The sequence below is a fragment of the Paraburkholderia phymatum genome (assembly GCF_038900715.1).
Lineage (GTDB): Bacteria > Pseudomonadota > Gammaproteobacteria > Burkholderiales > Burkholderiaceae > Paraburkholderia > Paraburkholderia phymatum_A.
Window position 1 is genome coordinate 95,774 of sequence record NZ_JAYMRZ010000028.1, and the last position, 26,881, is coordinate 122,654.

The following is a 26,881-nucleotide window of genomic DNA, read 5'->3' on the forward strand; positions in this document are numbered from 1 at the left end:
GCCTCACAGCTCGGGTCCGTTGCGCTCGATGGCGGCGCCGTCGGGCCACTCGCTCAGCGGGCTACCGATCGGCAAAATCACAGCCAGCACGTCTTCAATGCGCGTAGGAGGTAAGTCAAGGTGAACGTTTGGGAGCGTTGATCGCACGCGCACCCCATCCAAGATTGTCCCCATTCCATTCCGAAACAATCTGGCAAAGTGATTCTTTAAGGCATGCCGGACTGTGCCAAACGCAAATGGGACGCGGAGTTCTTGCAGCACTGGATATATCGCGCGGATCGAATGACCGATTCCGAACCCTTCGAGATCCGGACGCACCCCATACAGTCCCAATTCGGCTACAAGTACATCGACCGAGCCTACCTTGATGAAACGACGAAGCGATCCCATGTGAGCTGCAACACCCCTCGAATCGTAGGCGATGGCGCGGAGTTCGGGCCGCGCACCGGCCCAACTTCGGCCACCCTCGAACGGTTTCGCGTTGAAAGCTCCGGTCGGCCCATACGTCGTTCGGAAGAATCGGGCCAACTCGATGTGATCGGTGAGTTCAAGCTCATTTTCCCAGCACAATCTCCATTGCACTTTTGAGGACATGCACAGTTACCTCGTTTTGACGCGTTCATCGCCTGCTGCGCGAGCGGCCAGACATACCGATGGTGCGCATCAGTTTTCTATGGCTATAAGGGAACGCAAGGATTAATCAAACCGATCATTCGTTAGCTAAACAGATCTCGCTTAGAGACAAGACGACACTTAAAATGATCTGTCAACAGGCGGGTTATACGATCGAGTTATTCGTAAGGGGTGTTTAAAAATCGATCTTCCCACCTTCGAAGAGGCTCTCGTACTGCCCGCCTGCGAAGTGACGCTTCAACTCCTCAAAATTGAGTACCGTTTGTTCCAGTGGCCTCACTTCCTGACGTTGAAGGGCTGTGCTGCCAGAGTATGGACGCACAGGAATTTCGAGGAAAGACCAAACCGCTTGCAGACATGAAGCAGGATTGTCCAGCAGACTTTCATACTCGACGGTAAGAATGTTCGCTGGTGCGAATGAGTCCATCACCAGTCGGTGGAAATCGTCAGCAGCTTTGAGATAGTCCTCACAGTCTTTAATTTTCAAGGATACCTGAGGAGGCGGACCGGAGTCGTTGCCTGCGCCAAACTTTAACCATTGACCACTTTGCCTTGCCTGCACCAACGATCGCAGTGATTCCAATGTATTTCTGCGGATCACAAGCATCACCTTGAGGTATGGCCATCTAGCCAACTCATCAAAGAACCCTGGACGTTCCTGAAGCTGAGGTTGGTTGATCTTGCAACCGACGTGTGTGATCGCGTTCTTTCCGGCTCGGGCGGGATAGTGTAGATAGGCGAGTTCGAGGAGTTCGTGATCGGTAAGTAGCAAGCGTTTGCGATTGTGCCAGATCGCGTCGTAAGGATTGAGCAACTCGCCATTGCTTGATACGTTGCGATGTTCGTTTAGCAATTCTTCAAGATAATGTGTGCCCGTCCTTGGCATCCCGAGGATTACAAACGGATTAATTATCAGCATGGGGTGGGTCATAGCGTATCTTCAACAGAATCGGAAGCGATGGTTCTAAAAACTGATTCCTGTCTAGTTCATTACAAGATCTGATCCTGCTCGGTTTCCAATCATCTGCGTCAAGATAGGAGGCGTCGGCGAAACAGTACTGCCGACAGAAAGAATGGCAAGACTGTGTAGACGCAAAGCGCAATCACATGCAGACCGATTCCGGCGGCTGGGCGCGCAAGCATCGCAGGGCGGATGAGTTCAACGGAATGTGTGAGCGGCAAGAATCGCGCAAGCTGTCGAAATGCACCTGGAAGATGGGCGACCGGAAAGACGACACCGCTCAGAAAAAGCATGGGTGTCAGAACAAGTGTTTGATAGAAGATAAAGTAATCATAACTCGGCGCGATCGCGATGAGGACCATGGCAATACTCGCGAAGGCGAGGCCAGTTAAGATAACGACAGGAATGACATAAAGAATGCCCGGAAAGGCCGCATAGCCCAGCGTCGTGGCAACCGCCGTAACAGCCGTGCCGGCCAAAAGGGCTTTTGTTGCTGCCCAAGCCAATTCACCGAGAACGACGTCGCCGATCGTGAGTTGAGTACACAAGACTGCTTCCCACATGCGCTGAATGTGCATGCGAGCGAAAGTCGCATAAATCGTTTCGAACGTCGCGGAAGTCATTGCGCTTGTCGCTACCATTCCAGCCGCCAAAAAGGCTACGTAAGAAGTGCCTTCGATGCGGCCTATCATTATTCCCACGCCGAAACCCAATCCAAACAGATACATCATCGGGTCCGCAAGGTTACCGATAAGCGAAACGAGTGCAGTTTTTCGCCACGCCAGATAATTGCGGCGCCATACCATGCGCCAGTTCCAAGTGTTGGTGGGCATAGTCATCGTGAATAGTTCACGCATCATCTAGTCCTTCATATCGCGTCCGGTCAACCGAAGAAACACGTCTTCCAGGTTTGCGGGACGTTGCAGAACGCGCAGACCCGTTCGCTTGCACAACTGCATGCGCACCTGTTCCAGATCGGCTGCATAGCAAAACAGCGTCTCGCCGCTCACCTCCGTGCGCTGCGCGTATGGCTCGAGCAATGCACGCAGTTCGTGCGAATCGCCGCCATATATCTCCAGCACGTGGCTCCCAATTTGTTCCTGGATTAGCGCATGAGGGGCACCTTCCGCAATGCTGCGTCCTTTGTCGATCACGCAGAGCCGATCGCACAATCGTTCGGCCTCTTCCATGAAGTGAGTGGTTAGAAGGATTGTCTTGCCGCGCGCAAGTAGAGAGCGCAAGCGGTCCCAGACGAGGCGGCGCGCATGTGGATCAAGGCCGGTCGCAGGCTCGTCCATTACCAGCAGTTGTGGGTCGTTGATAAGCGCCCGGGCGATGGTCAACCGACGCTTCATGCCGCCGGATAATTCTGAGACGCGCGCGTGAGCCTTGCTCTCCAAGTGCGCGAATTCAAGCAGCGACGGAATCACCGCTTCGACTTCGCCCGCGCTCATGCCAAAGTAGCGCCCGAATATCTGCAGGTTCTCGCGGACCGTAAACCCGGGCTCAAGGTTGTCAAATTGCGGAACTACGCCGATACGCCGCCGTGCCCGACGTGCGCGTACGGGCACGGGCTCTCCAAGGACAGTGATAGCACCTGCGTCAGGCGACGCCATACCGAGGATCATGCGCGCGGTCGTGCTCTTGCCTGCGCCGTTGGGTCCCAGCAGGCCAAAGCATTCGCCCTGCTCGACGCGAAATGAAAGTCCGTTAACGACCTGTTTGCCGTCATATAACTTTCTCACGCCAGTAAACGTTATCGTTGCAGCAGCCATTGAACGGAAGGTCGAAATGTGGCTTTGTTAAAAGAAGAGCGTGATTTGCGCGCGAGATCTAAGCATCATTCACTACGGACTACATTGTTCGACGTTCTGAATGACGGTGGCTTGCACTGTCTGTCACACTGCGCATCCATACCCGTCGATGCATTAGCGTCTGTCGTCGCAGCGTGTCCAGGCGGATCGACGTATTCGCGACAGTCGTCGGCGGCAGACCCTCGGGAAAGCCAGTTGCTGTTACTCAGCGTACACAATGCGTAGGCTTTTACTGGAAGCAATAACAAAAGGTTGATAAATGTGTGCGCGGAAAATCCGAGAAATCGAAGTTCTCGAGACCGAACTGCGGCCACGGAACAGCGGATCATAGTCATTGAGGCTATTAGAAAGCATGCGTGCCAAGGTGCCGAGGCTGTCAGAACGATCTGCAAGAACCCGGCAAGCATTGAAACGGCAAGCAAAAGCGACCCTACGTTTTGCCCGATCACGTCCAGCGTAAGGTAACGATCGAGACGAGGCAGGAGGCGCAGCGCAAGCAGCGTGTCGCGATAAGTACTGCGCGCCCAACGTAGTTGTTGACGCAGATACGGCCACAACTTGTCTGGTACAACGGTAGCTGCGATCGCGTCTGGAACATATTCCGTTCGGTAACCAGCTGCCAGCATAAGAATTGTCAAATGACGATCTTCGCCAAAGTCACTGCGTTTTCCGCGAAACGTCTGAGTCTCGTACTGGTTCAGCAGCAAAAGAAGCGCGGATCGCCGATAGATGGCGCATGGACCGCAGCAGCACATAACGGCACCGAAACGGGCTTGAGCGGCACGCTCTTCGTTGCAGGCGAGCCAGTATTCCATATCGATCAGACGGGTCAACCATGTGTCGCTGCGATTGCTTGCTGTCAATTGACCCATGGCGGCCCCGATCGCCGTGTCGCTCATTGTTAGTACGAGTTTCTTCACGACGTCGGGCGCTAGGGTCGTATCTGAGTCGACGTTAAGTATCAGTTCCGCGGACGAAGAGCGGATCGCAGCGATTTGTGCCTTGCGTTTTCCTACGTTCCGGGGAAGGAGGACAAAATTGAATCTCGGATCGTGCTCGTACTCGTGGTACACCATTCTCAACGCGTCTCGATTGGCTGAACCGTCATCGACCACGTGGACTTTAACGGGGCCAGCATACTCCTGCGTCGCGATTGAAGCGAGGCATGCCCGCAGTGTGTCCGGGTTTTCGTTGAAGCACGGCACAATAACGTCGACATCGGGCAGGGAGTTGCAGTTGGTCGAGTTACTTCTCGCCGGTGGCCCGCTAGCCGGCATGGCGTGTAGAACCTGCGCGCTTTTATAAATGGTCGAAAGTAGTGCGTACAATAAAATGGAGGTCGTGTTGATCGTGGCAGGGATGTTCATCGAGGTCAGTTTGCTAAGTGGCGTTAAGAAATGATCTGATTACAGGCCTGCCGTGATCCAGAGAATGAACAGGTGGAAAACGCCAAAGATTTGCTTGCGAAGTTCCTGTCGGTAGTGGGCAAGGGTGTCTCTCCAATCCGCCTAGATCCATGGATGATGTCTCGCTATGTCTTGGCGAGATCGCAGAATCTTGCGCTCTCTCGTCGCTCGGTTTCTCAGCTAGTGCACGGCCATGATAGCGAGCTGGCAAGTAATATATCCATCGGCCGATGCAGAAAGCTCGGTCAGTGATTCCTGTTTATTGCGTCAGGATTTCCTGATGCGTTCATATCGATTAATCCGTTCGAAGCCGTTTACAAGCTGCTGCTCATGATTTGAGAAACCTCTTGTAATGAGGCGCACCAGCCTTGATAGATGGTGCCGGTTTTTGCGGGGGCTCATCGGTTCACTTTGTCGACATCAAGGCAGTGAACTGATTACAAACCTGCGTTCCTTCAAAGCTGGAATCAGGCGCGACAGCGCCGTGACGGTCTGATCGCGCGATGTGGCGCGAGCATCCGGATACCACTCTCCAGGAGGGCTCCCATCGTGTAAAAGGACAATAGAGCCTGGCTGCACGGACGCCAGCACAGCGTGCACAATCGCGTCGACACCGGGGCGAGACCAATCTCGCGGGTCTATCGACCAGTGAAGTGCCGTCAGTCCCGCCTTTGCCGATTCGGCAATTACTTCTTTCGTCCATATTCCGTATGGCGCACGCACATACCGCACCGTTGCGGCAGGGCATGTCCGCTTGAATATCGCGTTCGCTTCCAATATCTCACGCCGTGTCTGTTCCGGTTCGCATTTTGAAAGATCCCGATGCGTCATCGTGTGATTGGCGATCTCGTGACCTTCAGCGATGATCCGTTCTATCAACTGTGGATGACTTGCCGCGTAGAAGCCAAGTACGCAGAACGTTGCCGGCACCTTGTGCTGCCCCAACACGTCAAGTATCTTGGGCGTCCATACTAGGTCTGGACCGTCATCGAAAGTAAGGTAAACCTGACGGGATTGGTGTTGGCGGTCGAAGTTGTCCGGCACTTCGGACACTAATCGAATCGGTTCGCACCCGTCTCGTTCTGGTATGTCATCCTTCATCTCTAAGTCATCGAGTATTCATGGTGGTGCGCAGAAAACGTCGCGGTGGTGAAAATCTGTCTACGACTCACAATTTGGGAATTTGCAAAAAACGGTCGGTCAGTAATTCGAAGAAAATCTTCATGCGACCTCTTGCAGCTTTAGTCTTGATAGGCGTAACTTTGCGGGACGACAATTAATTTGTACAATCGATTGTTTCGATACGTCGCATCCACACAGCGAATACCTGAACATGCGCTTCAAAGGCCTCGATCTCAATCTTCTTGTTGCGCTGGATGCGCTGATGACGCAACGCAATCTGACTGTCGCGGCGCAGAACATCAATTTGAGTCAACCTGCCATGAGTGCCGCGGTCGGCAGGTTACGAGACTATTTTTCTGACGACCTGTTCGTGATGAGGGGCCGCGAGTTTGTTCCGACAGCTCGGGCGATGGAGCTCGCAGGCCCGGTTCGGGAAGCTCTGTCGCACATACAGCTTTCGATCATTTCGCGCGACGTCTTCCAACCGGCCAAATCGAATCGCCGTTTTAGGGTCTGCCTTTCTGATTTCATGACACTTGTCTATTTCCAGGATGTCGTAAAACGTGTCGCGCGCGAAGCTCCCTCAGTGAGTTTTGAACTGCTTTTTCCTGACGACGAGCCCGGCGAGTTGCTTCGTCGAGGTGACGCCGATTTTCTGATTTTGCCGGAGCTGTTGCTGGCAGATTCTCACCCCAAAGCGGCGCTCTTCGAGGAGAAGCTCGTATGTGTCGGATGTCCAACAAACAAACAGTTGTCGCGGCGGCTCCCGTTGGAGAAGTACATGTCGATGGGACACGTGACAGTGAGGTTCGGACGGGCGCGCAGGCCCTCGATCGAGGAGTTTTTCTTACTCGATCTCGGTCTCAAGAGGCGCGAAGAGGTTGTCGTGCCGACCTTTGATCTGGTTCCATCCATGCTATCGCGTACCAACCGTATAGCAACGATCCCTATGAGGCTGGCAAGGCATTTCGCCGAAGTGGTTCCCCTCCGGATCGTCCAGGTACCACTGCCCCTTTCCTCGTTCACTGAATCGATCCAATGGCCTGCGCTGCACAACGCTGACCCTGCAAGCATCTGGATGCGCGAGCTGTTATTACAGGAGGCGCAAAGCCTTGTGGCTGGCTAGTATCGATGGGTTCACGGCGAATTCGGGCCGGGCCGAATTCCTTTTTCAAAGGTCGCGAGTGTCGCGACCTCCGCGAGGGTGAAGCGAAAATCCCGCAGCGTCGCGTGAATTGCCACGGCGATTTCGTGTTCTGATGCACCCCGGTAGCGAAAGCGCGCGAGGATCGTATCGTAGCCGCCAGCGCCGTCGAAGACATGATGTTGTTTTGGCAAGACGGTTTCATAGAGCGCCGCGATTCCTTGCGGCAATTGCGCATCGACGAACGCCTTGCCGACTGGCTCCGGTAGCATCAGGAATCCGCCGCGCGCGCGCAACGTCGATGCGGCGAACGCGGCTCGTGCTTGCTCCGCGAAACATGCCTCGTCACCTGACTGCTGCGCGACCCACAAGGCGAACAGGTCAATACCGTACAGATCGCGAAACAGGAAAGGGATCTCCCCCCCGCCCACGCGCGCACCGATCTCGAGGAAGTACAGGGCGCCGGGGCCTCGAATGATCTCAAGATGGAACGGTCCATTGACCAACGCGAGCGCGCGGAGGCTGGCATCTGCAAACGCGAGCAGTGCATCATTCAGCGGCCCGGGATCAAGCATTACGGAGCCGAGTGGTTTGCCCTGCGCGAACTCAAGGCAAGTGTTGATATAGCGTGACGCGCGCGCGATCACAAATGCACGGTCAACAACGAAGCCGTCAACGTGGTAAATCGTTCCTTCGATGTACTCCTCGCATTCGTACTCAACGAGCGGTAGAGTCGGCAACAGTGCATTGAACTGCGCCTCCGTGTCGACGCGCCGTACACCTACGCTTGCGGCACCGGTGCGCGGCTTTGCGATGAGCGGAAAACGCATTGTATTGATCGGCTCCGCATCGGGAGAGGTCAGATTTTCCAGCGCTGCAAAGCGCGGCACACGCAGGCCGGCTGCCGCGACGGCGTGCTTCATGACCGCCTTGTCGCGAAACCGGACGACTGCATCAGGCAGGTCACCAGGGATACTGAACGAATTGCGGAGCCGCGCGGCCGCCATCAGGTCGAATTCGGACAGCGCGACGAGCCTGTCGATGCCGCCCAGTGCCGAGCTGCAGGCGCGCACGGCCGCGTGCAGCGCATCTTCATCGCCGAAATCGGGTAGCTGTTCAATGTGAGTGATGCGCGACGCGCGCAGTGCTGCCGCAGCGTTTGGCGTGCAGACGTATGCCACGTCGTGCACGGCATGGTCGATATAGCGATGGTAGGCCGCGAAGTCGTCGGACCAACGATTAAGCACAACGATGCGTCTACTGTTGGAAGACAGGCTGATTGTCATGTCGAGAAGTTTTCAGATATCGTCAAGGGTGCGATTAAATCTAAGAGCGCTTTGCGCCTCGGCGAGACGTAAATCAAGCGTCGGGCGATCGGCAGCGGTAAACAGCACATGTCCGGCCCGGCCGCGAAAATCCATCAGTTGTGGCACGGCACCGCCGATGTAGGGATGGACCTCGATCTCCTCGAAGCCAGGCATTGCGCGCACCCGTTCGACCGCGGCGGCGCTGGAGAAGCGGCCCGTTACAGGCGCGAGGAACCGCACACCGCTCGCGCACGTCGTAACCTCTGTGTCGTAGCCGGGCGCCGGATTGGTGTCGCCGAGATGGCTGCGTATCATCACTTCCGGCAACGAGAGTGACTTGCTGAGTTCAACCAGACGGTAGATGCGGTCCCCTCCGAGCCGCGCGGCGATCTCGATGAGCACCGGACCGTCGCGTGTGATGCGGGCCTCCGCATGGAAGACGCCGAGTGTAAGGCCCATTCGTGCTGTGATTTCTTCGACGTATGCGACCAGCGCCGCTCGGTGCTCTGGCCTCAGCGCTGCTTCAACCGTGTGTCCCATCTCGACGAAATACGGCTCGGCGCTCAGCAGCTTTTCGGTTACAGCGACAACACGCGGCCCGCGCCCGTCGATGTAACCTTCAATGCTGTACTCCGGACCCTTGAGATATTGCTCAAGCAGCAAAACGTTGCCAATCTTGCGGCCCATGTCTACAACGCCTTGGTGTATGGCGCGCTCGACCGCGAACTGCAGCTCGGCAAGCGAGTTGACGCGCGTCACCAGTTGGCTACCGCAGCCGTCCACAGGCTTGAGAACGGCTGGGAAGCCGACCTGCGAGGCGGCCGTCGTGATGTCGCGGGGATCTGCGATTTGAGCGAACTGTGGCACCGCCACTCCCATAGTTGCGAGGTGCAAGCGGCTGTGGTACTTGTCTTGAGTTAGCGCTGCCGCTTCAGGCGGCAAATGGGGAAGACCGAGCCGGGCCGCCGCTTGCGCGGCTACGCCGACTGTGTATTCGAACCCGGGCACGATTGCGTCGACGCGCATGGCGCGCGCCGTTGCGGCGACCGCGTCTGGGGAAGCGGTGTCGACCACGGTGAACGATGCGGCGGCGTTGCGAAGTGCAGGCAGAACGACGCGCTCGTCACGGTTGGCCGAAAGCACATGCGCGGCGACACCGAGGCGCGCAGCAGCGGCGATAAGCGACGCGCCCGACGACGCCGGTTCAATTACGATGACGGCGGTCACGCGGATGCTCCTTATGTGGCAACCGGTTCAGCTTGAGGCACTGTTGTCACAAGCAATTCGTCGAAGTATTCGTGGATCAGTTCGACGAAGTGGCACAGATAGGTCTCCGCTTTTTCCGTTCCGCCCCAGTTGTCGATTGCCCGCTGCAGGGCGACCCACATCCGCTCATTGTGATCGCGCGATTCGTCGTAGTGAATGTGGCCGAGCGAACCCCTCACATAATCGTGTCCGAACGCGCGCGCCGCAGCTTCAGTGATGACCTTGTTGTAGCGATCCGAATACCATTCGACGAACCAATTCCACACCATCGTCGGCAGCGGCCCGTCGCGGCCGATGCTCAGATAGAGGTAGCCAATTAATTTGTCGGTGCTGTGAAAGGGCGCGGTGCGATCGACGTCGGCTGCGGAAAGGCCGAATTTCTCGATGTCACGTAAGAATAGCCCATCGTGCCCGTATTCTTCTGCGAGGTATCGCGCGAGAAACTGCGCGAGCACGTTGTCCTTGTAGCTGATTTTGTAAAGTGCGAATGCGTCGACTTCGTTGTTGAGCCGGATTCGCAACACGGTTTCGACGAGATGCCGGCGATAGTATTCACTGTCGATCCAATCTCCACGATGGAACGCAGCTGTTTCCGGCGAAGTGGCAAAAATCTGCTTCATCGCCTGCTCAGCGACTTGCTCTAGATGAACGCGATCGTTGCTTGTTGACATATAACCTCCAAGTAAAATAGAAAAACAAGAACGGAGAAAACAGCGCTGTGGCCACTCTTTATTCACTGGCTGGAAGAGCCAAAAGACACCGGGTGATTTTTGAGCAACGCAATATGTACCTCGGGACTTATGAGGCTTCTTGTTCTCCGGAGTTGCGCAGGCCGCAGTCGTTGTGTGGTGAGACGCAAGACTTTCAAATGCTTCTCAATGATGTTTGATTAGATTAGAACCGACTTGCCCGGGTCTTCCTGCTAGTAGCTCGGCAACACGCAGAACTCCTTCCAGATTGGCGGCGCATACCTGCAGCCACGTTGTGCGAATCGTGCCGTATGCCCTAATGAATGGCAATGGTGCAGTCTTTGGCCGACCCCTGCGGGCGGACGTGGCAGCGCACATCGGCGCGAGCGCGAAGTGGTCGCTCTCGACTTGTTTTGCGTTCAAATTCTCGCTCGCGCATGTTCTCTGCGTGAGTGACGGAAGGATATTAACCCCAGGTGTATGCGTGGTATAAGCTGATAATCTTTATGTCTGCATGAGGGAAATTGATGATTCGCGATCTCGACAGCGCGCTGCTGCGTACGTTCGTGACGGTGATTGAGGCCGGCAGCGTGAGCAACGCTGCAATGGCACTTCATCGCACCCAGGCTGCCGTCAGCATGGCTCTTCGTCGTCTTGAAGACGAAGTCGGCCAACGCCTGCTCGAACGTTCGCCGCGCGGCGTGAAGCCGACTTCGGCGGGCAGTGTGCTGCTACCGTATGCGCACAAGTTGCTCGAAATTGGGCTTGCCGCCCGCTCCGCACTCAATGCAGGCGACGTTTCAGGTACCGTCAGGATTGGCATTCTGGAAGACGTCGCAATGAGTCACCTCCGCCATGCACTCAGGCAGTTCTCGGCATCGTTTCCTGACGTCGCACTGGAGATCGTCGTCGACGCCAGCCCTGCGTTATCCCAGCGGCTCGCAAGCAACACGCTGGATTTTGCGATTGGCGATCCTGCGCTGATTCACGTCGAGCCGCTCGTTACCTGGCGGCATCCGCTTCGCTGGGCCGTCGCACGCACGCGAAACGCTGACCTGCGAGGTGGACCCCTTCCTATCGTTGCATTCGGCGGAGCATGTCGATGGCAGGAGAACTTCTTTGCGACATTGCTTGAAGCCGGCATCGCGTGGCGCGTCGCGTGCACGAGCACCAGTTTGTCCGCAATCCAGTCGGCCGTTGAGGCCGGGCTCGGTATTGCCCTGCTTCTCGATTGGCATGTGCGCCGCGATACGATGCGGGCAATCGATCCGTGTTCTGCCGGGCTGCCTATACCACCTGTCGCGGAGTTCGGCCTGTTTAGTCCCGCGAATGCACACGACAGCACGTCCGCAGCAGCGGCTCTGCAGCGCTTCCTCTTTCGCGCGTTGCAATTGGGATCCACAGACGACGGCGCACTCAACTAAGGGCGTACCGGCATGCCGCTACGCAGGCTTCCATGTTATCCGCGTCTTCCGGCGGGCTGCGTCGGACGGGGCAAGCTTTCGACGTATCAGAACTCGCGGTATATGCGCGAGACAAATGCGCCGGGCTGCCACCGTCCAGGCGCAGGGGGAATCTCTGGGGGCAACGGCGATATTCCAGCAAGCCGGTGAATGAAGCTTGACAAATGTCATTGAAAAATCTAGTCGGAGATGCAATCAGATTTCCTTCCCTCAAGCAGGTCGTTCGTGTTATTCGTGCATTCGAACAGTAAGCGGATGCTCGATTGGTCGATTCATACGCTCTAGGCCGACTGCCTGCCGGGCGCAGTGCTTGAGAGATGACCTGTTGCAGAAGAAATGAGCGAGGCGAGGCGTAGTTCTCGTAACATGGCGTCACACTCGTATGTCGTGTTCCGGCTAAACATGGCCCCCGTCCAGTTTGTATCGAGCTTCGGTGCAAGTTAATAAGCAAGCCTCATAAGTTGCCCGATGCTGAAGATGACGTGAATTTGTAGTAAAACCTCCAATTTTTTCCGTTAGTATCCTAGGCGCGCATACAGGCACGTTGTTGTGGTTGTCGCCCCTATTCGATATCGCAGTTGCGACTTTGTCCGTTTTGTCGGCGTCATCGACACGCGCTTAGTTGTGGCGTGCAAATTTGTCATCGCCGACGCGAGCACAGTATCGACTTTTTTGTCGAGCCGTGTTTCCGGCGGCGCTTGGCGCGCTAGCGCCGGAGTTCAAATCGATGCCGCATTTTCATGTCAACGAGAGACCTCGAGATTTCGATGTAGTGTACGAAGTAGTAAAGACGCTAGTCTCGTCCCGTGATGCCGAGCGGACGTTGGACAGGTCGCTGCGTTATCTGTCATATGCGCTCGGATGGCGCTCCGCGTTCATCGCCGTCAGGGAACCGAATGGACATCTGTGCAGTTTGTGCAGCACTGGGTTGTCAGAGGGATGGCGCGACAGTGCGCGATTCTTGTCTGGAGAAGGGATCGTAGGACGGTTGCACTCGAGCGACGCGGCAGTGGTTGTGCCTGAGCTGAATGAAGAACCGCTTTTCGCGGACGACATCGGAGCCTTCGGTGTATCGGAAGGTGAACATGTCGCTCTGCTCGGGACTCCGATCCGGCACGAAGGGCGGCCGCTCGGCGTGCTTGTGGCTTTTTGCGAGAATGCGGACGGCAAACGCATTTTCGGCGATGACCTTCAGCTTATGAAGATTGTAGCGGCGCCGATGGCACAGGCGCTGCTGCTTCATCGTGACGACAAGCCCATGCGCGACGGCGCAGAGCCGGTCAGGCGCCCGCGTAAGGAAACCATTCGTGCATATCAGCTCGATAACACGATCGGTGCGTCGACGGCGATGCAGCAGGTTTTTGCGCAGGTCCATCAAGTGGCGCCGTCGAGAACGACGGTGCTGTTGCGCGGCGAGAGCGGTACGGGCAAGGAATTGATCGCGCGTTCAATCTGTCGTCTATCCCCGCGCAAGGAGCAGCCATTCATCGCGGTGAATTGCGCGGCGCTCACGGAAACGCTGCTCGAAAGCGAGTTGTTCGGCCACGAGAAGGGCGCGTTCACTGGGGCGCAATCTCAACGCAAGGGGCGTTTCGAGCTAGCGCACGGCGGGACACTTTTCCTCGACGAAATCGGCGATATCTCTCCGTCCTTCCAGGCCAAGCTCTTGCGCGTTTTGCAAGAGCGGGAGTTCGAACGGGTAGGTGGCGCGACGCCGGTAAGAGTCGACGTAAGGCTGATTGTTGCGACGAATCGCAATCTGGAACGAATGGTGAGGGACGGGGAGTTCCGCGCGGATCTGTATTATCGCATCAACGTGGTAAGTATTCTTTTGCCGCCGCTGCGCGAGCGTCGCGAAGACATTCCGGCAATGGCGCAGTATTTCCTCCATCGTTTCAATCGCGAGAACGGTCGTTCACTGCGCTTCAGCGACGAAGCATTGCGCGTGCTGTCGAGCTGTTACTGGCCCGGCAACGTGCGCGAACTCGAGAACTGTGTTGAGCGCACTGCGACGATGACACACCATCAGATCATAGATCGCCTTTGCTTCCTCTGCGAGATCGACCAGTGCCTGACGAAGGTATTGCATCACATCGAGCGTGAAGATGCTGTGCGTCCCGGTCCCCCGTCGGAGCTTGCTGCGAGCGAAGCGTCGAACGCGCTCGCAAGCGGCCACGCCGCCGATCTTAACGGCGGCCGGTTCGACGTCCCTCGCGGCGACGGCAGGCCGGAGGGCGAGCGTGAGCGGCTCGTCTGGGCAATGGAGCGTTGTGGCTGGGTGCAGGCGAAAGCAGCACGGCTCCTAGGCATCACGCCGCGGCAGATCGGTTATGCGCTGCGCAAGCACGAGATCAAGGTACGTCGCTTCTGATAGACACAAGGCCCGCGAGTACATCTGCATTGCCGTGCAATGTCGCAATCCGTTCAACTCCGTCTGGATGATGCCAATGACGACAATTCCTGGTCCTGCACGGCGCAGCAATGGTGTCGCATGCGCTCTACATCGATGGTATGCAACTTGCCTGTCGTCGTGGACCGCAGATTGTCAGGAGTCGACGATGTTGTTCAAGACGAGGACTGCCGAAGTGTTCGAGGAGCCAGGTTGCGCGAAGAACCAGGCCAAGAGCGAGAAGGAGCGCAAGCAGGGCTGCGCGAAACAAGTCTCGCCGGGAGCGGCGGCTGGCGGGTGCGCGTTCGACGGCGCGAAGATCGCACTGCAGCCGGTTGTTGACGTTGCTCACCTCGTTCACGGCCCGATCGCATGCGAGGGGAACTCCTGGGATAACAGGCATGCGGCATCTTCCGGGTCGACGCTCTACCGCACAGGCTTCACGACTGACCTCAATGAACTCGATGTGATCTATGGTGGCGAGAGGCGGCTCTTCAGTAGTGTGCGCGAGATCATAGAAAAGTACGATCCGCCCGCCGTGTTTGTCTATCAGACGTGCGTGACCGCGCTCATCGGCGACGACATAGAAGCGGTTTGCAAACACGCATCCGAAAAGTTCGGGAAGCCCGTTATACCGGTGAATGCCCCCGGTTTCGCCGGATCGAAGAACGTGGGGAACAAACTTGGGGGCGAGGCGCTTCTCGATTACGTGATTGGCACTCGCGAACCGGCGTATACGACGCCTTGGGACATTAATATCATCGGCGAATATAACCTGTCGGGTGAACTGTGGCAGACGAAGCCGCTCTTCGATGCGCTGGGTATTCGTATATTGTCCTGCATTTCCGGCGACGGCCGGTACAGTGAGATAGCGAGTGCGCACCGCGCGAAGGTCAATATGGTGGTTTGCTCGAAGTCGATGATCAACGTCGCGACAAAGATGTGGCAGCGCTACGGCATTCCGTACTTTGAGGGCTCGTTCTACGGAATCGGCGATATGAGCGATGCGCTACGCCGGGTCGCGACGCTGCTGGTGCAGCAGGGCGCAGCCGAGGACCTGCTTGCGCGTACCGAGCGCTTGATTGCGGCAGAAGAGGCGCGTGCCTGGGCTCGCATTGCTCCGTACCGCGCGCGCCTCGATGGCAAGCGCGTGTTGCTGATTACGGGCGGTGTGAAGTCGTGGTCGGTTGTGGCGGCATTGCAGGAGGCGGGGCTTGAGATCGTCGGCACGAGTGTTAAGAAGAGCACGGATGGCGACAAGGACAGGATCAAGGAGATCATGGGAGACGACGCGCGCATGGTCGAGAATATGACGGCACACGAAATGTACACGATGCTCTGCGACGCGAAGGCCGACATCATGCTGTCCGGTGGGCGCTCGCAGTTTGTCGCGCTGAAGGCGCGCACGCCATGGCTCGACGTCAACCAGGAACGCCATCATCCGTACGCCGGGTATGAGGGCATCGTCGCGCTAGTACGCGAAATCGACCGCGCGATCCATAACCCGGTCTGGGACCTGGTGCGTATTCCGGCGCCGTGGGATGAAGAGGCTGAGAGGCTCGGTACTGGTCTGCCGCAGTTCCCGGAGGACAGGACGCCAGCGTTGCGGCGCGCAAGCGTGCAGGATTGCTCGACTGGCGTTCGCCCGAGCGTCACAGCCTGAGCGCAGCGTGGAGCGAACATCATGGCTATAGTCGTTGAGTCAAAGAAAGCTTGCACGGTCAATCCGCTGAAAATGAGCCAACCGCTTGGCGCGAGCTATGCGGCCATGGGACTCGACGCGTGCATGCCAGTGATGCACGGCTCGCAGGGCTGCACGTCGTTCGGCCTCGTGCTGCTGGTGCGCCATTTCAGGGAGGCAATTCCGCTGCAGACAACAGCGATGGATGAAGTCACCACTATTCTCGGCGGATATGAAAATGTCGAGACGGCGCTGCTAAACATCCGTAGGCGCGCGGCGCCAAAAATCATCGTGCTCTGCTCGACGGGGCTCACCGAGACGAACGGGGAAGACATCGTGGGCCATCTCGCGATGGTGCGCAAACGCGAGCCCGAACTGAACGACACCGAACTCGTCTACGTTTCGACGCCGGATTATGTTGGCGCCTTTGAAGACGGCTACAGGCATGCTCTTACCGCGATCGTGAAGACGCTGGTCAAGCCGCTGCCTACTGTGCACCGACAGGTCAATCTGCTACCTGGTAGTCATCTATCGCCGGGCGATATCGACGAACTGCGAGAGATCGTCAGCGCATTCGGGCTAGACCCGATCATACTCCCCGACGTCTCGCGTTCGCTCGACGGCCACGTTTCGCCTGTCTGGCGTGGTACCACGCTAGGCGGAACCACGCTCGATCAGATCCGGATGGCGGGTGGTTCGGTCTTTACAATCGGAGTTGGAGAGCAAACCCGCGAAGGTGCGCAGACGCTCGAGTCGATAGCTGGGACGCCGTTCGAAATTTTCGAGCGGCTCACCGGGCTCGAACCCAATGACCGGTTCTTGCAGCGCCTCGCGCAACTTTCGGGGCAGGCCGTTCCGGCAAAGTACCGCCGGCAGCGCAGCCAACTGCTCGATGCGATGCTCGACGGCCATTTTTACACCGGCGGTATCAAGGTGGCCGTGGGTGCAGAACCGGATTTGCTGCTCGCAATCGGTTCGCTGCTACAGGAAATGGGCGCGGAACTGTCGGTCTGCGTCAGCACGACCACATCGGCGTCGCATGCGCTACTTTCGACGAGCAGGGTGGTGCTGGGTGACCTGGAGGACATGGAGCGAGCCGCGACCGGTTGCGATCTGCTCATCACCCATTCGCACGGCAGGCAGATGGCCGCGCGCCTTGACAAGCCACTCATGCGCGTAGGCTTTCCCGTGTTTGATCGCATCGGTAACGCACATCGTTGCCAGATCGGCTATCGAGGCACGATGAACCTTATTTTCGAAATAGCAAATCTGCTGACCGCACAGATTGCACACCACCATCCAGCCGACTGGGCGTTGCCGCCATCGTCGATCGCCGTCGCCGTAGCAGCCCCAGCTATGAAATGACGGTGCTGGTGATTACAGCCAGCACTATGAACATTACTAGGAACCCATCGCATGAAAATTGCATTTGCCACGCAGGATAAGGTGCATGTCGACGCGCACTTTGGGTCGGCGAAGAACATTGTTACGTACGATGTAACGGTCGACAGTCATAAGTTCGTGGAAGCCTTTTATTTTGGTGACAATCTGGAGGAGGACGGCGACGAGGACAAGCTCGCGCAGAAGCTTGAAGTGATCCACGGCTGTGCGATCCTGTACGTCGCGGCTATTGGCGGTTCGGGCGCGGCGCGCGTGGTTGCACTGAAGGTCCATCCGGTCAAGGTTTCGCAGCCGGAGCCGATCGAGGACATCCTGATGAAGTTGAGGGACGTCCTGAAGGGCACACCGCCACCGTGGCTGCGCAAGGCACTCACCAAAAATGCTGGTAGATCATACGATATTGGAGGATGACGAGATATTTGATCGCTAACTCAATCACCGACACGATTGCCGCGCTGGCGGCTCCGCGACGCCTGCAGTGGGTCGTGTGACAGGGGAGGACATGATGAATGACCCGCAAGAGCTGAAGGCGCGCCTGAAAAAGCTCAATGCATTGGCCGTGCAAGCCAAGATGGATCTGCATGACCTGTCGGAAGAACTGCCGACCGGTTGGGAGCAGATCCTGATCGTCGCCCAGCGCTGTCACGACGCGCATGCCGCACTGATGGACGCTCGCAAGACCGCAGCGGCGGTTTCGGGTGAACCCGGGAGGCTGACATGAACGATACCTTCAGCGTGAAGCTACCCGGTGGCGAAACCTGGACTCCGGCTTTTGTCTCCTCGCTCGACGAGGAAAAATGCATCGGCTGCGGGCGATGCTTTCGAGTGTGTTCTCGAGGTGTCCTTCAACTCGTTGGTGTAAGCGAGGACGGCGCCCTCATTCCGCTCGATGACGATGATGAAGAGGAGTACCAAAAGAAGGTCATGACAATTGCGCACCCACTGTTGTGTATCGGCTGCACGGCGTGTGCGAAGATCTGTCCAAAAAAGTGCTACAGGCACGCCCCGGCGCAGATTTGAGCGCGAGAGTATGACTATGGATTTCCATGCGACGCTGATGCGCCACGCGATAAACACTAACGACTGCACGGTCCTTGCACTCGCTGGAGTGCTTGCAGCGGCGTTCGAGGAAGCCGGCGTGCGCATACTGCCTATCCGCGGACTGAACGCCGACGAGACCCGCTGGCTACTTGCACGGTGGTTTCCAGGCGCGGACGATGCATTATCGCTGCCACAGGGTGCATTGGTTACGACCACCCCGCGGCGTGGCTCGCGTTACGACGAGGTCGAAGACCTCATAACCCTGTTCAAGGCGCATGCTGATCCGCGCGCAGGTACAACCAGCGAAGTCCATTGCATTTCCCATGCCTTGGCCTGCGCGTGTGTGCGGGACAAACACCTCTGGCAGGACTTGCGCCTTCCTTCGCGTCATGAATTGTCGGGGCTGCTCGGCTACTGGTTTCCACGGCTCGCTGAGAAAAACGTCCACGGCATGAAGTGGAAAAAATTCCTCCATAAGCAACTGTGCGAGCGAGAGGCGTTGTCTATCTGCAAGGCCCCGTACTGCGGCGACTGCGCGGATTTCGCGGATTGCTTCGGACCGGAATGAAGATTCTGGCTGCCCAAGTGAGCATGCGCCCGCGGGGAAGGTGTGCGATGACTGTCAGGTTCGACACTGACACTCAAACGCCCAGAAACTCGCAGGGAGACTGGCGGTAGCCGTGCCGGGGATGTACTACCAAATTATCGCGACCCGGACTGTGCCAGCAATGCTTCCACGACATCGAAACCGACGCAATCGGTAGGGTCCAGCTTGCGTAGCTTGGCGATCAGCTTCAGTGCAACGGCGCGGTTGCCGCGCCGCACGCTGATGAACGCCAGTGCCTTGAGCGTGAATAGCCAGAAGCGGCTAGGACCAGGAATGGTGAAGTCCGCATCGCCCGGTTGTACCGCACACCAGTTGCTGTCGATCGACGCTTGTCGGGCGGCGATCGTCAAAGCCTTGGTCGCGACCTCCTGCGCCTCGCCAAGTTCACCGCGGTTCGCATGGAACTTATACAGGAGATAGTAGGGGGGCAGGCAGCGCGGGTACGTCAGAACCGCGGTCCATAGCGCGGCGGCCACATCCTCATCGTCGCCGCCGCGAGCCGTGTCGATCAGCTTTAGCACGGCGGCGGGGACGTTGCCGCCGAAGAGGTCGGTCGATTCGATACCGGTAATGAGGTTCATCAACTTGCTCCGATGATGGGGCTCCCCCCGCCTTCGCGAAGTTCGGGAGCCGATTTGATAACGATGTGTTTCTCTACCCGAACTTGAACAGGATGCCATGCCCGCCGCGGGGGTACGCCCATTCGAGATTGTGGTGCTCTGTGCATAAAATGCGGCAACTGCCGCATTCCAGGCAGCCGTCGGTTATCAGCGTGACCGAGCCGTTGTTCTCCTTCCGATAACAGGACGCAGGGCACACGAAGGTGCAGCTTTTGTCGGCACAGTCGTTGGTGCAGACGTCAACGTTTTTGATATGGACGTGCGGCCGGCCTACGTCCACGCGGTAGCGGTTCTGAAACAGCTTTTCCTCGATGTTGACAGTGACCGTTTTCATCGGAAGGCCCTCCAGAATTTGTACGCGTCGCCGACGAGCCCGGTCAGCGAGCGGCTTTCGCGGAAACTGGCCATAACCTCGTGCTTCTTGGTCTTCTTGTCGACGCCATCCACGGTAATCATGGTGCGGGCCGCCTTGGCGACGAGATCAGGGTATGTCGTAAAGAACTGTGGATTGCGGTGCAGGATTTTCGGCATGTCGCGGTACTTGTATAAGTCTTTCATCACGAAGCTATCGTCGAGCGCGTCTTTATACGTGGCTAGTGCGTTAGCGCGGTAGCCGCGGCCAGCCGCTTTTGCGGCGATGGCGGCTTCGGCAGCGAGGCGTCCTGTTGTCATGGCGAGGTTGCAACCTTCGCGATGCGCGGCGTTGACGAAGCCGCCTGAGTCACCGACGATCATCCAGCCATTGCCGTACACTTGCGGTATCGCGTCGAAGCCCCCTTCGGGAATTAGATGAGCGCAGTACTCCTTCATCTCGCCCCCTGCAATGAGCGGCACGATTGACGGATGACGCTTCATTTTTTCGAGCAGCACATACGGGCTCATGCGGTTCGAGTTCTTTTTGAAATCACTCAGCATGCAGCCGACCCCAATGGTCAGCGACTCTTTGTTGGTGTAGAGGAAGCCCGTTCCCGCCATGCCTTCGGTGATCCTGCCAACCATCTCGATCACGACGCCTTCCTCATCGCCAACGTTAAAGCGCTGGCGAATGGTCTCCTCTGGCATGAAGAGAATCTCCTTCACAGCTAGCGCGACGTTGCTCGCCTCGATTTCGCTGTGAAAGCCTGCCTTGCGTGCGAGCGTTGAGTTGACCCCGTCCGCGAGAATCACAATGTCTGCATAGACCTCGCCCTGCTCCCGATCGCATTGCACGCCGACTACCTGATCTCCATCCATGATCAGGTGATTCACCGTGGTCTCGCAGATCAGCAATGCGCCGGCCTCGCGCACCTTCGATGAGAACCACTTGTCGAACTGCGCACGGATGATCGTGTAGCGGTTGTACGGTGGCTTGTTGTAGTCGTCGCTACGCACGTGAGTGCCCACGAAGGAAGTATCATCGAGCATCCACATGCGCTGCTCGATGATGTGGCGCTCGAGCGGAGCGTGGTCACGAAAGTCCGGAATGATCTGTTCTAGCGCGTTTGCGTAGAGAATCGCGCCTTGAACGTTTTTGCTGCCAGGATATTCGCCGCGCTCGATCTGAAGCACCTCCAGTCCGCCCTTGGCCATCACGTAAGCTGCGGCGTTGCCGGACGGTCCGGCACCAACGACGATCGCATCGAATCGTGAGGTTTTTTTCATCATGCTCTCCTTTTGCTACGCATCTGCTGCAGCTCCAGATGGTCCTTGCACGCGTGAGTCAGCGCCGGCAGCAGTTGCAGTGCGTCCGCGACGATGCCATAGTGCGCGTAGTCGAAAATCGGAGCGTTCGGATCGGTGTTGATCGCGACGATGACGTCAGAACTCTCCATGCCGACGCGGTGCTGGATCGCGCCCGAGATGCCCGCAGCGATGTAAAGTTTCGGCCGCACGGTTTTGCCTGTCTGCCCGACTTGCCGATCGGCCTCCACCCAGCCCGCCTGCACGCACGGACGGGTTGCTCCAACTTCGCCGCCGAGCACGCGTGCCAGATCGAACGCAAGCTGGAAATTCTCCGCGTTCTTTAGTCCCTTGCCGCCGCTAACTATGACGTCGGCGTAGGGCAGGTTGACCTGATTGCTTTTGTCATCGGCGATGAAGTCGAGCAATTTGGTCACAATGTCGGCCTCAACGATCCCAAGCGCCTCCTTCACGATCTCGCCGCCGCGCCCCGTTTGCGCCTGCGGCATCGCCATGACCCGCGGGCGCACCGTCGCCATCTGCGGACGGTATGCGAGCGTCATGATCGTACAAAGTAGCGAGCCGCCAAACGTCGGCCGCGTGGCCGCCAGCGCGCGCGAGGCTGGATCAATGTTTAACTCGGTGCAGTCGGCGGTGAGGCCGGTCGAGAGCGTCGTGGCCACAGAGCCGGCGAGATCTCGGCCCGTTGAGGTTGCACCGAGCAGCAGGATTTCAGGGCGGTACTTGTTGACCAGATCGGTCAGCCCTTTTGTAAACGGCTCATTGCGGTAACCGAGCAATACCGGATCGTGAATCACGTATGCCTTGTCCGCGCCGAAACTGAACGCCTGGGTTGCAAACTGTTCAAGTGGCTCGTCCGTACCGCCGAGCGCCGCCACGGCGACGTCGCTGCCGAGTTTGTCTGCGAGCTTGCGCGCCTCACCGAGCAGTTCCCACGACACGCTATGTACGTGACCCCGATCGTGCTCAAGAAAGACCCAGACACCTTGGTAGGCTTTTAGGTGCTCGGGCAGATCGAGGTTACGTCCTCCGGCCGGTTTGGCTGGCATGGCCGGCTTCTTGTTTGAGGCAGCGGGCGAGTTCATGAGTCCCTCTTCATCAGCACGTCCGCCTCCAGTGTCGGATGGCGAGTGAATATCTTATGCGTCAGGTTTAGCGACACTTCGTGGAAGCTGGACGCGCCGAGTTCGAGCATTTCAACCGTTTCAGCGCGTGGCGTCGGGCCGAACACTTTGCTGACCACGGTCGGTGAACCTTTCAGCCCGATCTTGCTCGCGTCATCAATGCCGGCCTGTTCGCGGTTCCATTTGCGCACCGGGAAGCCTGCCGCGTGGATCATTGCGGGCAGTGTTGCGAAGCGCAGTTCGTTAGTGTTCTCAAGCATCGTCACAAGACATGGCAATGCAGTTTTGAGTACCTGCACGCCGCCTTCGGCGCGACGCTCGACGACGATCGTGCGCGCGTCGAGGTCGATCTCGACGATTCTGGACACATAGGTGAGTAACTGGACGCCGAGGCGCTTGGCAATGCCGGGGCCAACCTGAGCGGTGTCGCCGTCGATCGTCTGTTTGCCGGTAAAGACGATGTCCACCGCCTGTTCTGTTGCAATCTGCCTGATAGCGGCTGCGAGCGCATACGATGTCGCGAGCGTATCGGCGCCAGCGAACGCACGATCGGTGACGAGCACGGCGTCGTCGGCGCCGTAGCTGATGCATTTACGGAGCGCGTCCTCAGCCTGTGGCGGTCCCATGCAGAGCATCGTGACCGCGCCGCCGAAGCGATCCTTTATCCGCAACGCTTCTTCCAGCGAGAACAGATCGTACGGGTTCACAATTGCCGGCACGCCTTGGCGCATGATGGTGTTGTTGACTGGATGAACCCGGATCTGCGCCGAATCCGGGACCTGCTTGATGCAGACGACAATATGCATTGAGGGTACTCCGGGTCAGGCGGCGCCACGGGTGGGCAACGACGCGCACACCTTGTCAAGGGGGACGAGTCTCCGTCCGTCCGCTTCCTGGAAAACTTTGAATACCTTCTGCTCCGCAGGCGTGGACACAACAAAGTCGTTGTAGGCCTTCTGGAGCAGACTTCGGTAGACGTTGAGCACGCCCGTCGCATTGTCCCGCGGCAGCTCTTCCTGTTGCTCGATGTACTGGAAGAAGCGCTTAAGGATGTGCAGGCGGCTCACGTTCACCACCTTTTCATCAAATTCGATCTCGAAGAATCGCATGAAATCCTCGATCGATGAGAGGTGATGCAGTTGCTCGATAACTCTTTGCATATCGTTGCTCCTATTGGACACGTTTGGCCGCGATAAGCACACTCATGACGCCTTCACTCGCGTGCCGCGGGCCTGGGCTAGGAAGCGGTGCAAATCCCTTGCACTGGGCGCCTGCTTGTGTTGCACGGCGAAAGAACGAATGCGCGCAAGCAGCTGCGGGATGAGTCGCTCAGCGACCCTCACGCCTAAAGCGTCGTAGGCCTCGCGCACACTTTGAGATCCAGAATGTTTGCCGAGTATCATCGACCGTTGCCGGCCGAGCTCAGCTGGGTCCAATCCCTCGTAAGTGGTGGGATGCTTGGCCATGCCGTCGGTGTGTATGCCCGATTCGTGAGTAAAGACACCTCGACCGACGATGCTCTTGTTGAATGAAACCGTACGGCCTGACGCCTGTTCCACCAACGAGGAAATGTCGAGCAGCGCTCGCGTGTCGACGCCTGTGTCACGTCCCAGCAGGTGCCGCACGCCCATCACGATTTCTTCCAGCGCCGCATTGCCGGCCCGCTCACCCAAGCCGTTGACGGTGGTGTTCGCGTGCGTGGCGCCGGCCCCAAAAGCGGCGAGAGTGTTGGCTGTGGCAAGCCCAAGGTCATTGTGTGCATGAATTTCGATCTCGAGATCGACAGCATTGCGCAGCGCTGCAATGGCGTGGAAGGTCTTAAAGGGATCCAGCACACCCGCGGTATCCGCAAACCGCACTCGCTGCGCTCCATATTGCTGCGCGCAGCGAGCGACTTCTATGAGGAACGAGGGGTCCGCGCGCGAGGCGTCCTCCATGCCAAGAGAAATCTTAGAGTGATTTTTCGCTGCCTCCTCGACGATGCGTGCTATCTGTGCTAGTACCCAACCGCGCGACTGACGCAGCTTGTACTGCAAATGAATGTCCGAAACCGGAATGGAGAGATGAACGATATCAGCACGGCAGCGCAATGCCGCAGCGAGATCCCCATCGGTGAGGCGGCCCCAAACCATCAGACTGGCGTCGAGCTTGAGATCGACAATGGCCTCGATGCACGCGATTTCGTCTTCGCCCATGGCCGGAACTCCGATTTCGAGTTCGGCCACGCCCGCACGCGACAGTGATGCGGCGATCGCGCATTTTTCCTCGGGGTGAAACGCGACACCGGCGGCCTGTTCCCCGTCCCGGAGTGTCGTATCGTTGATCATCGGTTTGAGCATTTCAACGGTCTATGGGATTGTTACCCAATGGCTTCGCAAGGCTCGTGCCAAGCAAGCATCACCGGTGACAGAGTGCTCTGCGTGGATTTCGACCGGCTATTCGTGTCGCCAATGTCATTTTCCTGACAGTGTTGCCGTTCATCAGGCGACTGCGAGCGGATTGAGCGTTGCATCGGTGCTTGATGCATCGTCGTCGTGGCTGTCATTAGAATAATTTGATATGCGAACTAATGCGCGGTCAAAACAGTGCAATTGTGATGGTGTCGCAACAGCGACACATTAGTCGGGTTTGTCGAATTTGAATGCCGGGCGCAACCCGAGAAACCTGATCGGCCCTACCACCGGGGTCTGACCAGTTCCAAGGTTGAACGAGACCCCGAAGCGAATCGCGTTGGAGTGGCACGGATTTCGCTTTTGCCTAGCGCGCGGCCGCCGTCGGGTTGCGAGGAGATATCTATGGAAGATAGCGAGAACCACAGCATGCTGCCCTCGACCGCCTATATCGGCATCGGGCAGATAACGCGCTTGGGCTCCGCAGTCGAAGCGCTCGCCCCCCCGGGCGGCGGTTGTTGTTCACGCAGTGGTGGCGACGGTCAGTCTGGCCGCGGTTCGTCAGGCATCCCCCATGACCTGCCGACAGAGGTGTGGGAAAAGATAAAGAATCACCCCTGCTATTCAGAAGAGGCGCATCGTCATTATGCGCGGATGCATGTGGCGGTTGCCCCAGCGTGCAACATCCAATGCAACTACTGCAATCGCAAATATGACTGTTCGAACGAGTCCCGGCCTGGCGTCGTGTCGGAGAAGCTGACGCCGGAGCAAGCGGTAAAAAAGGTAGTGGCCGTCGCCGGCCGGATCCCGCAGCTGACCGTGCTTGGCATTGCAGGTCCCGGGGATTCGCTGGCTGATGCGAAAAAGACCTTTGACACCTTCCGTATGCTTCGCGAGCGGACTCCGGACATCAGGCTATGCCTGTCGACGAATGGACTCGCGTTGCCGGAGCTTGTCGATGAGATCTGCGAGCACAACATTGACCACGTAACCATCACCATCAACATGGTTGATCCCGCCATCGGCGAAAAGATATATCCGTGGATTTTCTGGGGCCACCGACGACTCACGGGCAAGGAGGCCGCGCGCATCTTGCACGAGCGGCAAATGCTAGGGCTCGAGATGCTGACTGCGCGTGGCGTACTTACGAAGATCAACTCGGTGTTAATTCCAGGCATCAACGACGAACACCTGATCGAGGTAAATCGCGAGGTGAAGAGGCGCGGTGCCTTTCTGCACAACATCATGCCGCTGATCTCCGAGCCAGAGCATGGCACGTATTTCGGCCTGCACGGACAGCGTGGTCCGACTGCGCGTGAGCTTAATACCGTGCAGGAGGCGTGCATGGGCGGCACGAACCTGATGCGCCATTGCCGGCAGTGCCGTGCCGACGCGGTGGGGCTTCTGGGCGAGGATCGTCGCGAGGAGTTCACGCTAGACAGGATCGACCACATGGAAGTCGACTATGACCTCGACGGTCGCCGCGAATATCAGCGTCGCCTGGAAGCCGAAGTCGATATGCAGCGCGGTGCGAAACAAGAGGCGCTTGCCTTCGCGCAGGCGAGCGCGGTGCAGGGCGACATGAAGGTTCTGATTGCCGTCGCGACGAAGGGGCGCGGCCGGGTGAACGCGCATTTCGGGCATGTCTCCGAATTCCAGATTTTCGAGGTTGGCGCGGCCGGAGCGTTCTTCGTCGGCCACCGCCGTGTGGACCTTTATTGCCAAGGCGGCTATGGCGACGACGAGGGCCTGCCCCGACTCATGCGCGCGATCAGCGATTGTCATGCTGTCTTGGTCGCAAAGATTGGCGCGTGTCCGCGCAAGGAACTATCGCGCGCGGGCGTCGAGCCGGTGGACCAGTACGCGGGCGAATTTATCGAAAAGGCGGCGCTTGCGTGGTTCGCCGACTATTGCAGCCGTGTAGCCGACGGCGTGATCGTGCACGCGCAACGTGGTGAAGCCACGATCCCGCAGGGCGCGTTGACGGCTGCGACCGCTGATGCCGCTGCTTGAGCGGCAGGCAGGATAGTCATGCCTGTCTCACCGGGCGTACACCGATCATCATTGCAAGGAGTGTCGCATGGCCCTGAAGATCATTGCGTCGACGTGCACCGGCTGCTCGGCCTGCGAGCCGCAGTGCCCC

General features: G+C 57.9%; 25 protein-coding genes and 1 pseudogene. 10 read left to right on the forward strand and 16 right to left on the reverse strand.

Going from position 1 to position 26,881, the window contains the following annotated elements:
* Positions 1–3 precede the first annotated feature (3 nt).
* The 6 genes from VSR68_RS35915 to nodB all read right to left on the reverse strand — a co-directional run bounded on the left by VSR68_RS35915 (position 4) and on the right by nodB (position 5,867).
* A complete protein-coding gene (locus VSR68_RS35915; RefSeq protein ID WP_342937492.1) occupies positions 4–594 on the reverse strand; it encodes a NodA family N-acyltransferase in 591 nt (196 codons plus the stop codon).
* 214 nt (positions 595–808) lie between these two features.
* Positions 809–1,564 (reverse strand): sulfotransferase, encoded by a 756-nt coding sequence (locus VSR68_RS35920; RefSeq protein ID WP_342944287.1) that lies wholly within the window; start codon positions 1,562–1,564, stop codon positions 809–811.
* A 98-nt stretch (positions 1,565–1,662) separates the two neighbouring features.
* A complete protein-coding gene (locus tag VSR68_RS35925; RefSeq protein WP_342944288.1) occupies positions 1,663–2,454 on the reverse strand; it encodes an ABC transporter permease in 792 nt (263 codons plus the stop codon).
* A complete protein-coding gene (gene nodI / locus VSR68_RS35930) occupies positions 2,455–3,387 on the reverse strand; it encodes a nodulation factor ABC transporter ATP-binding protein NodI (protein WP_342944304.1) in 933 nt (310 codons plus the stop codon).
* A 47-nt stretch (positions 3,388–3,434) separates the two neighbouring features.
* Positions 3,435–4,775, reverse strand: a complete 1,341-nt coding sequence (nodC, locus tag VSR68_RS35935) for a chitooligosaccharide synthase NodC (protein ID WP_342944289.1) — start codon at positions 4,773–4,775, stop codon at positions 3,435–3,437.
* 459 nt (positions 4,776–5,234) lie between these two features.
* On the reverse strand, positions 5,235–5,867 hold the full coding sequence (gene nodB / locus VSR68_RS35940; protein WP_342944290.1) for a chitooligosaccharide deacetylase NodB: 633 nt from the start codon (positions 5,865–5,867) through the stop codon (positions 5,235–5,237).
* A 280-nt stretch (positions 5,868–6,147) separates the two neighbouring features.
* Here nodB and VSR68_RS35945 point away from each other — a divergent pair, with 280 nt between their 5' ends.
* Complete coding sequence (locus VSR68_RS35945) at positions 6,148–7,062, forward strand: LysR family transcriptional regulator (RefSeq protein ID WP_342944291.1); 915 nt, start codon at positions 6,148–6,150, stop codon at positions 7,060–7,062.
* Positions 7,063–7,073: 11 nt separating this feature from the next.
* On the opposite strand, the gene VSR68_RS35950 is transcribed toward VSR68_RS35945, so the two are convergent.
* From VSR68_RS35950 to VSR68_RS35960, 3 genes are read right to left on the reverse strand one after another with little or no spacing between them, the layout of a single operon-like run.
* Complete coding sequence (locus tag VSR68_RS35950; protein ID WP_342944292.1) at positions 7,074–8,366, reverse strand: ATP-grasp domain-containing protein; 1,293 nt, start codon at positions 8,364–8,366, stop codon at positions 7,074–7,076.
* Between the two features lie 12 nt (positions 8,367–8,378).
* On the reverse strand, positions 8,379–9,614 hold the full coding sequence (locus VSR68_RS35955; protein ID WP_342944293.1) for an ATP-grasp domain-containing protein: 1,236 nt from the start codon (positions 9,612–9,614) through the stop codon (positions 8,379–8,381).
* Positions 9,615–9,625: 11 nt separating this feature from the next.
* The gene (locus VSR68_RS35960) at positions 9,626–10,324 is read right to left on the reverse strand and encodes a hypothetical protein (protein ID WP_342944294.1); all 699 of its coding nucleotides are present in this window, start codon (positions 10,322–10,324) and stop codon (positions 9,626–9,628) included.
* Between the two features lie 545 nt (positions 10,325–10,869).
* Between VSR68_RS35960 and VSR68_RS35965 the strand changes: the two genes are divergently transcribed.
* The 8 genes and pseudogenes from VSR68_RS35965 to VSR68_RS36000 all read left to right on the forward strand — a co-directional run bounded on the left by VSR68_RS35965 (position 10,870) and on the right by VSR68_RS36000 (position 18,885).
* Positions 10,870–11,766 carry a LysR family transcriptional regulator gene (locus VSR68_RS35965; protein WP_342937501.1) on the forward strand — a complete coding sequence of 299 codons (897 nt, stop codon included), beginning with the start codon at positions 10,870–10,872 and terminating at the stop codon, positions 11,764–11,766.
* A 766-nt stretch (positions 11,767–12,532) separates the two neighbouring features.
* Positions 12,533–14,176, forward strand: coding sequence for a nif-specific transcriptional activator NifA (gene nifA, locus VSR68_RS35970; protein WP_342944295.1), 1,644 nt, complete (start codon positions 12,533–12,535; stop codon positions 14,174–14,176).
* A gap of 187 nt (positions 14,177–14,363) precedes the next feature.
* Positions 14,364–15,857: a nitrogenase iron-molybdenum cofactor biosynthesis protein NifE gene (gene nifE / locus VSR68_RS35975; RefSeq protein ID WP_342944296.1), complete on the forward strand. Its 1,494-nt coding sequence runs from the start codon at positions 14,364–14,366 to the stop codon at positions 15,855–15,857.
* 21 nt (positions 15,858–15,878) lie between these two features.
* Positions 15,879–17,240: a nitrogenase iron-molybdenum cofactor biosynthesis protein NifN gene (nifN, locus tag VSR68_RS35980; protein ID WP_342944297.1), complete on the forward strand. Its 1,362-nt coding sequence runs from the start codon at positions 15,879–15,881 to the stop codon at positions 17,238–17,240.
* Between the two features lie 51 nt (positions 17,241–17,291).
* Positions 17,292–17,706, forward strand: a pseudogene (nifX, locus tag VSR68_RS35985) (nitrogen fixation protein NifX).
* Positions 17,707–17,778: 72 nt separating this feature from the next.
* Positions 17,779–17,997: a CCE_0567 family metalloprotein gene (locus VSR68_RS35990; RefSeq protein ID WP_342937505.1), complete on the forward strand. Its 219-nt coding sequence runs from the start codon at positions 17,779–17,781 to the stop codon at positions 17,995–17,997.
* Entirely contained in the window at positions 17,994–18,296 is a 303-nt protein-coding gene (fdxB, locus tag VSR68_RS35995; protein WP_342944298.1) for a ferredoxin III, nif-specific, read from the forward strand. The genes VSR68_RS35990 and fdxB overlap by 4 nt, the downstream gene beginning before the upstream one ends.
* Before the next feature lie 16 nt (positions 18,297–18,312).
* Positions 18,313–18,885, forward strand: coding sequence for a nitrogen fixation protein NifQ (locus VSR68_RS36000; RefSeq protein WP_342937522.1), 573 nt, complete (start codon positions 18,313–18,315; stop codon positions 18,883–18,885).
* Between the two features lie 134 nt (positions 18,886–19,019).
* Here the strand turns inward: VSR68_RS36000 and VSR68_RS36005 are convergent, their stop codons facing one another.
* The 7 genes from VSR68_RS36005 to nifV all read right to left on the reverse strand — a co-directional run bounded on the left by VSR68_RS36005 (position 19,020) and on the right by nifV (position 24,687).
* Positions 19,020–19,505 carry a hypothetical protein gene (locus tag VSR68_RS36005; RefSeq protein ID WP_342937507.1) on the reverse strand — a complete coding sequence of 162 codons (486 nt, stop codon included), beginning with the start codon at positions 19,503–19,505 and terminating at the stop codon, positions 19,020–19,022.
* A 73-nt stretch (positions 19,506–19,578) separates the two neighbouring features.
* On the reverse strand, positions 19,579–19,878 hold the full coding sequence (locus VSR68_RS36010) for a ferredoxin family protein (protein ID WP_342937508.1): 300 nt from the start codon (positions 19,876–19,878) through the stop codon (positions 19,579–19,581).
* Positions 19,875–21,185, reverse strand: a complete 1,311-nt coding sequence (locus VSR68_RS36015) for an FAD-dependent monooxygenase (RefSeq protein ID WP_342937509.1) — start codon at positions 21,183–21,185, stop codon at positions 19,875–19,877. Before VSR68_RS36015 ends, VSR68_RS36010 begins: the two co-directional genes overlap by 4 nt.
* Positions 21,185–22,309: an electron transfer flavoprotein subunit alpha/FixB family protein gene (locus VSR68_RS36020; RefSeq protein WP_342944299.1), complete on the reverse strand. Its 1,125-nt coding sequence runs from the start codon at positions 22,307–22,309 to the stop codon at positions 21,185–21,187. Before VSR68_RS36020 ends, VSR68_RS36015 begins: the two co-directional genes overlap by 1 nt.
* Positions 22,306–23,154: an electron transfer flavoprotein subunit beta/FixA family protein gene (locus VSR68_RS36025; RefSeq protein WP_342937511.1), complete on the reverse strand. Its 849-nt coding sequence runs from the start codon at positions 23,152–23,154 to the stop codon at positions 22,306–22,308. Before VSR68_RS36025 ends, VSR68_RS36020 begins: the two co-directional genes overlap by 4 nt.
* Positions 23,155–23,169: 15 nt before the next feature.
* Positions 23,170–23,508 carry a nitrogenase stabilizing/protective protein NifW gene (gene nifW / locus VSR68_RS36030; RefSeq protein WP_342937512.1) on the reverse strand — a complete coding sequence of 113 codons (339 nt, stop codon included), beginning with the start codon at positions 23,506–23,508 and terminating at the stop codon, positions 23,170–23,172.
* A 42-nt stretch (positions 23,509–23,550) separates the two neighbouring features.
* Positions 23,551–24,687 (reverse strand): homocitrate synthase, encoded by a 1,137-nt coding sequence (nifV, locus tag VSR68_RS36035; protein WP_342944300.1) that lies wholly within the window; start codon positions 24,685–24,687, stop codon positions 23,551–23,553.
* Positions 24,688–25,143: 456 nt separating this feature from the next.
* Between nifV and nifB the strand changes: the two genes are divergently transcribed.
* A complete protein-coding gene (gene nifB / locus VSR68_RS36040) occupies positions 25,144–26,751 on the forward strand; it encodes a nitrogenase cofactor biosynthesis protein NifB (RefSeq protein WP_342944301.1) in 1,608 nt (535 codons plus the stop codon).
* The last annotated feature ends 130 nt before the right edge of the window (positions 26,752–26,881 follow it).

Bases quoted from the DNA above. Each gene is read 5' to 3' on its own strand.
- VSR68_RS36005 (WP_342937507.1), bottom strand. From the start codon at position 19,505: ATGAACCTCATTACCGGTATCGAATCGACCGACCTCTTCGGCGGCAAC.
- VSR68_RS35915 (WP_342937492.1), bottom strand. From the start codon at position 594: ATGTCCTCAAAAGTGCAATGGAGATTGTGCTGGGAAAATGAGCTTGAA.
- nifB (WP_342944301.1), top strand. From the start codon at position 25,144: ATGGAAGATAGCGAGAACCACAGCATGCTGCCCTCGACCGCCTATATC.
- nifW (WP_342937512.1), bottom strand. From the start codon at position 23,508: ATGCAAAGAGTTATCGAGCAACTGCATCACCTCTCATCGATCGAGGAT.
- nifN (WP_342944297.1), top strand. From the start codon at position 15,879: ATGGCTATAGTCGTTGAGTCAAAGAAAGCTTGCACGGTCAATCCGCTG.
- VSR68_RS35990 (WP_342937505.1), top strand. From the start codon at position 17,779: ATGATGAATGACCCGCAAGAGCTGAAGGCGCGCCTGAAAAAGCTCAAT.
- VSR68_RS36015 (WP_342937509.1), bottom strand. From the start codon at position 21,185: ATGAAAAAAACCTCACGATTCGATGCGATCGTCGTTGGTGCCGGACCG.
- VSR68_RS35920 (WP_342944287.1), bottom strand. From the start codon at position 1,564: ATGACCCACCCCATGCTGATAATTAATCCGTTTGTAATCCTCGGGATG.
- VSR68_RS35925 (WP_342944288.1), bottom strand. From the start codon at position 2,454: ATGATGCGTGAACTATTCACGATGACTATGCCCACCAACACTTGGAAC.
- VSR68_RS36025 (WP_342937511.1), bottom strand. From the start codon at position 23,154: ATGCATATTGTCGTCTGCATCAAGCAGGTCCCGGATTCGGCGCAGATC.
- nifA (WP_342944295.1), top strand. From the start codon at position 12,533: ATGCCGCATTTTCATGTCAACGAGAGACCTCGAGATTTCGATGTAGTG.
- nifV (WP_342944300.1), bottom strand. From the start codon at position 24,687: ATGCTCAAACCGATGATCAACGATACGACACTCCGGGACGGGGAACAG.
- nodC (WP_342944289.1), bottom strand. From the start codon at position 4,775: ATGAACATCCCTGCCACGATCAACACGACCTCCATTTTATTGTACGCA.
- VSR68_RS35950 (WP_342944292.1), bottom strand. From the start codon at position 8,366: ATGACAATCAGCCTGTCTTCCAACAGTAGACGCATCGTTGTGCTTAAT.
- VSR68_RS35965 (WP_342937501.1), top strand. From the start codon at position 10,870: ATGATTCGCGATCTCGACAGCGCGCTGCTGCGTACGTTCGTGACGGTG.
- nifE (WP_342944296.1), top strand. From the start codon at position 14,364: ATGTTGTTCAAGACGAGGACTGCCGAAGTGTTCGAGGAGCCAGGTTGC.
- fdxB (WP_342944298.1), top strand. From the start codon at position 17,994: ATGAACGATACCTTCAGCGTGAAGCTACCCGGTGGCGAAACCTGGACT.
- VSR68_RS36020 (WP_342944299.1), bottom strand. From the start codon at position 22,309: ATGAACTCGCCCGCTGCCTCAAACAAGAAGCCGGCCATGCCAGCCAAA.
- VSR68_RS35945 (WP_342944291.1), top strand. From the start codon at position 6,148: ATGCGCTTCAAAGGCCTCGATCTCAATCTTCTTGTTGCGCTGGATGCG.
- VSR68_RS36000 (WP_342937522.1), top strand. From the start codon at position 18,313: ATGGATTTCCATGCGACGCTGATGCGCCACGCGATAAACACTAACGAC.
- VSR68_RS35960 (WP_342944294.1), bottom strand. From the start codon at position 10,324: ATGTCAACAAGCAACGATCGCGTTCATCTAGAGCAAGTCGCTGAGCAG.
- VSR68_RS36010 (WP_342937508.1), bottom strand. From the start codon at position 19,878: ATGAAAACGGTCACTGTCAACATCGAGGAAAAGCTGTTTCAGAACCGC.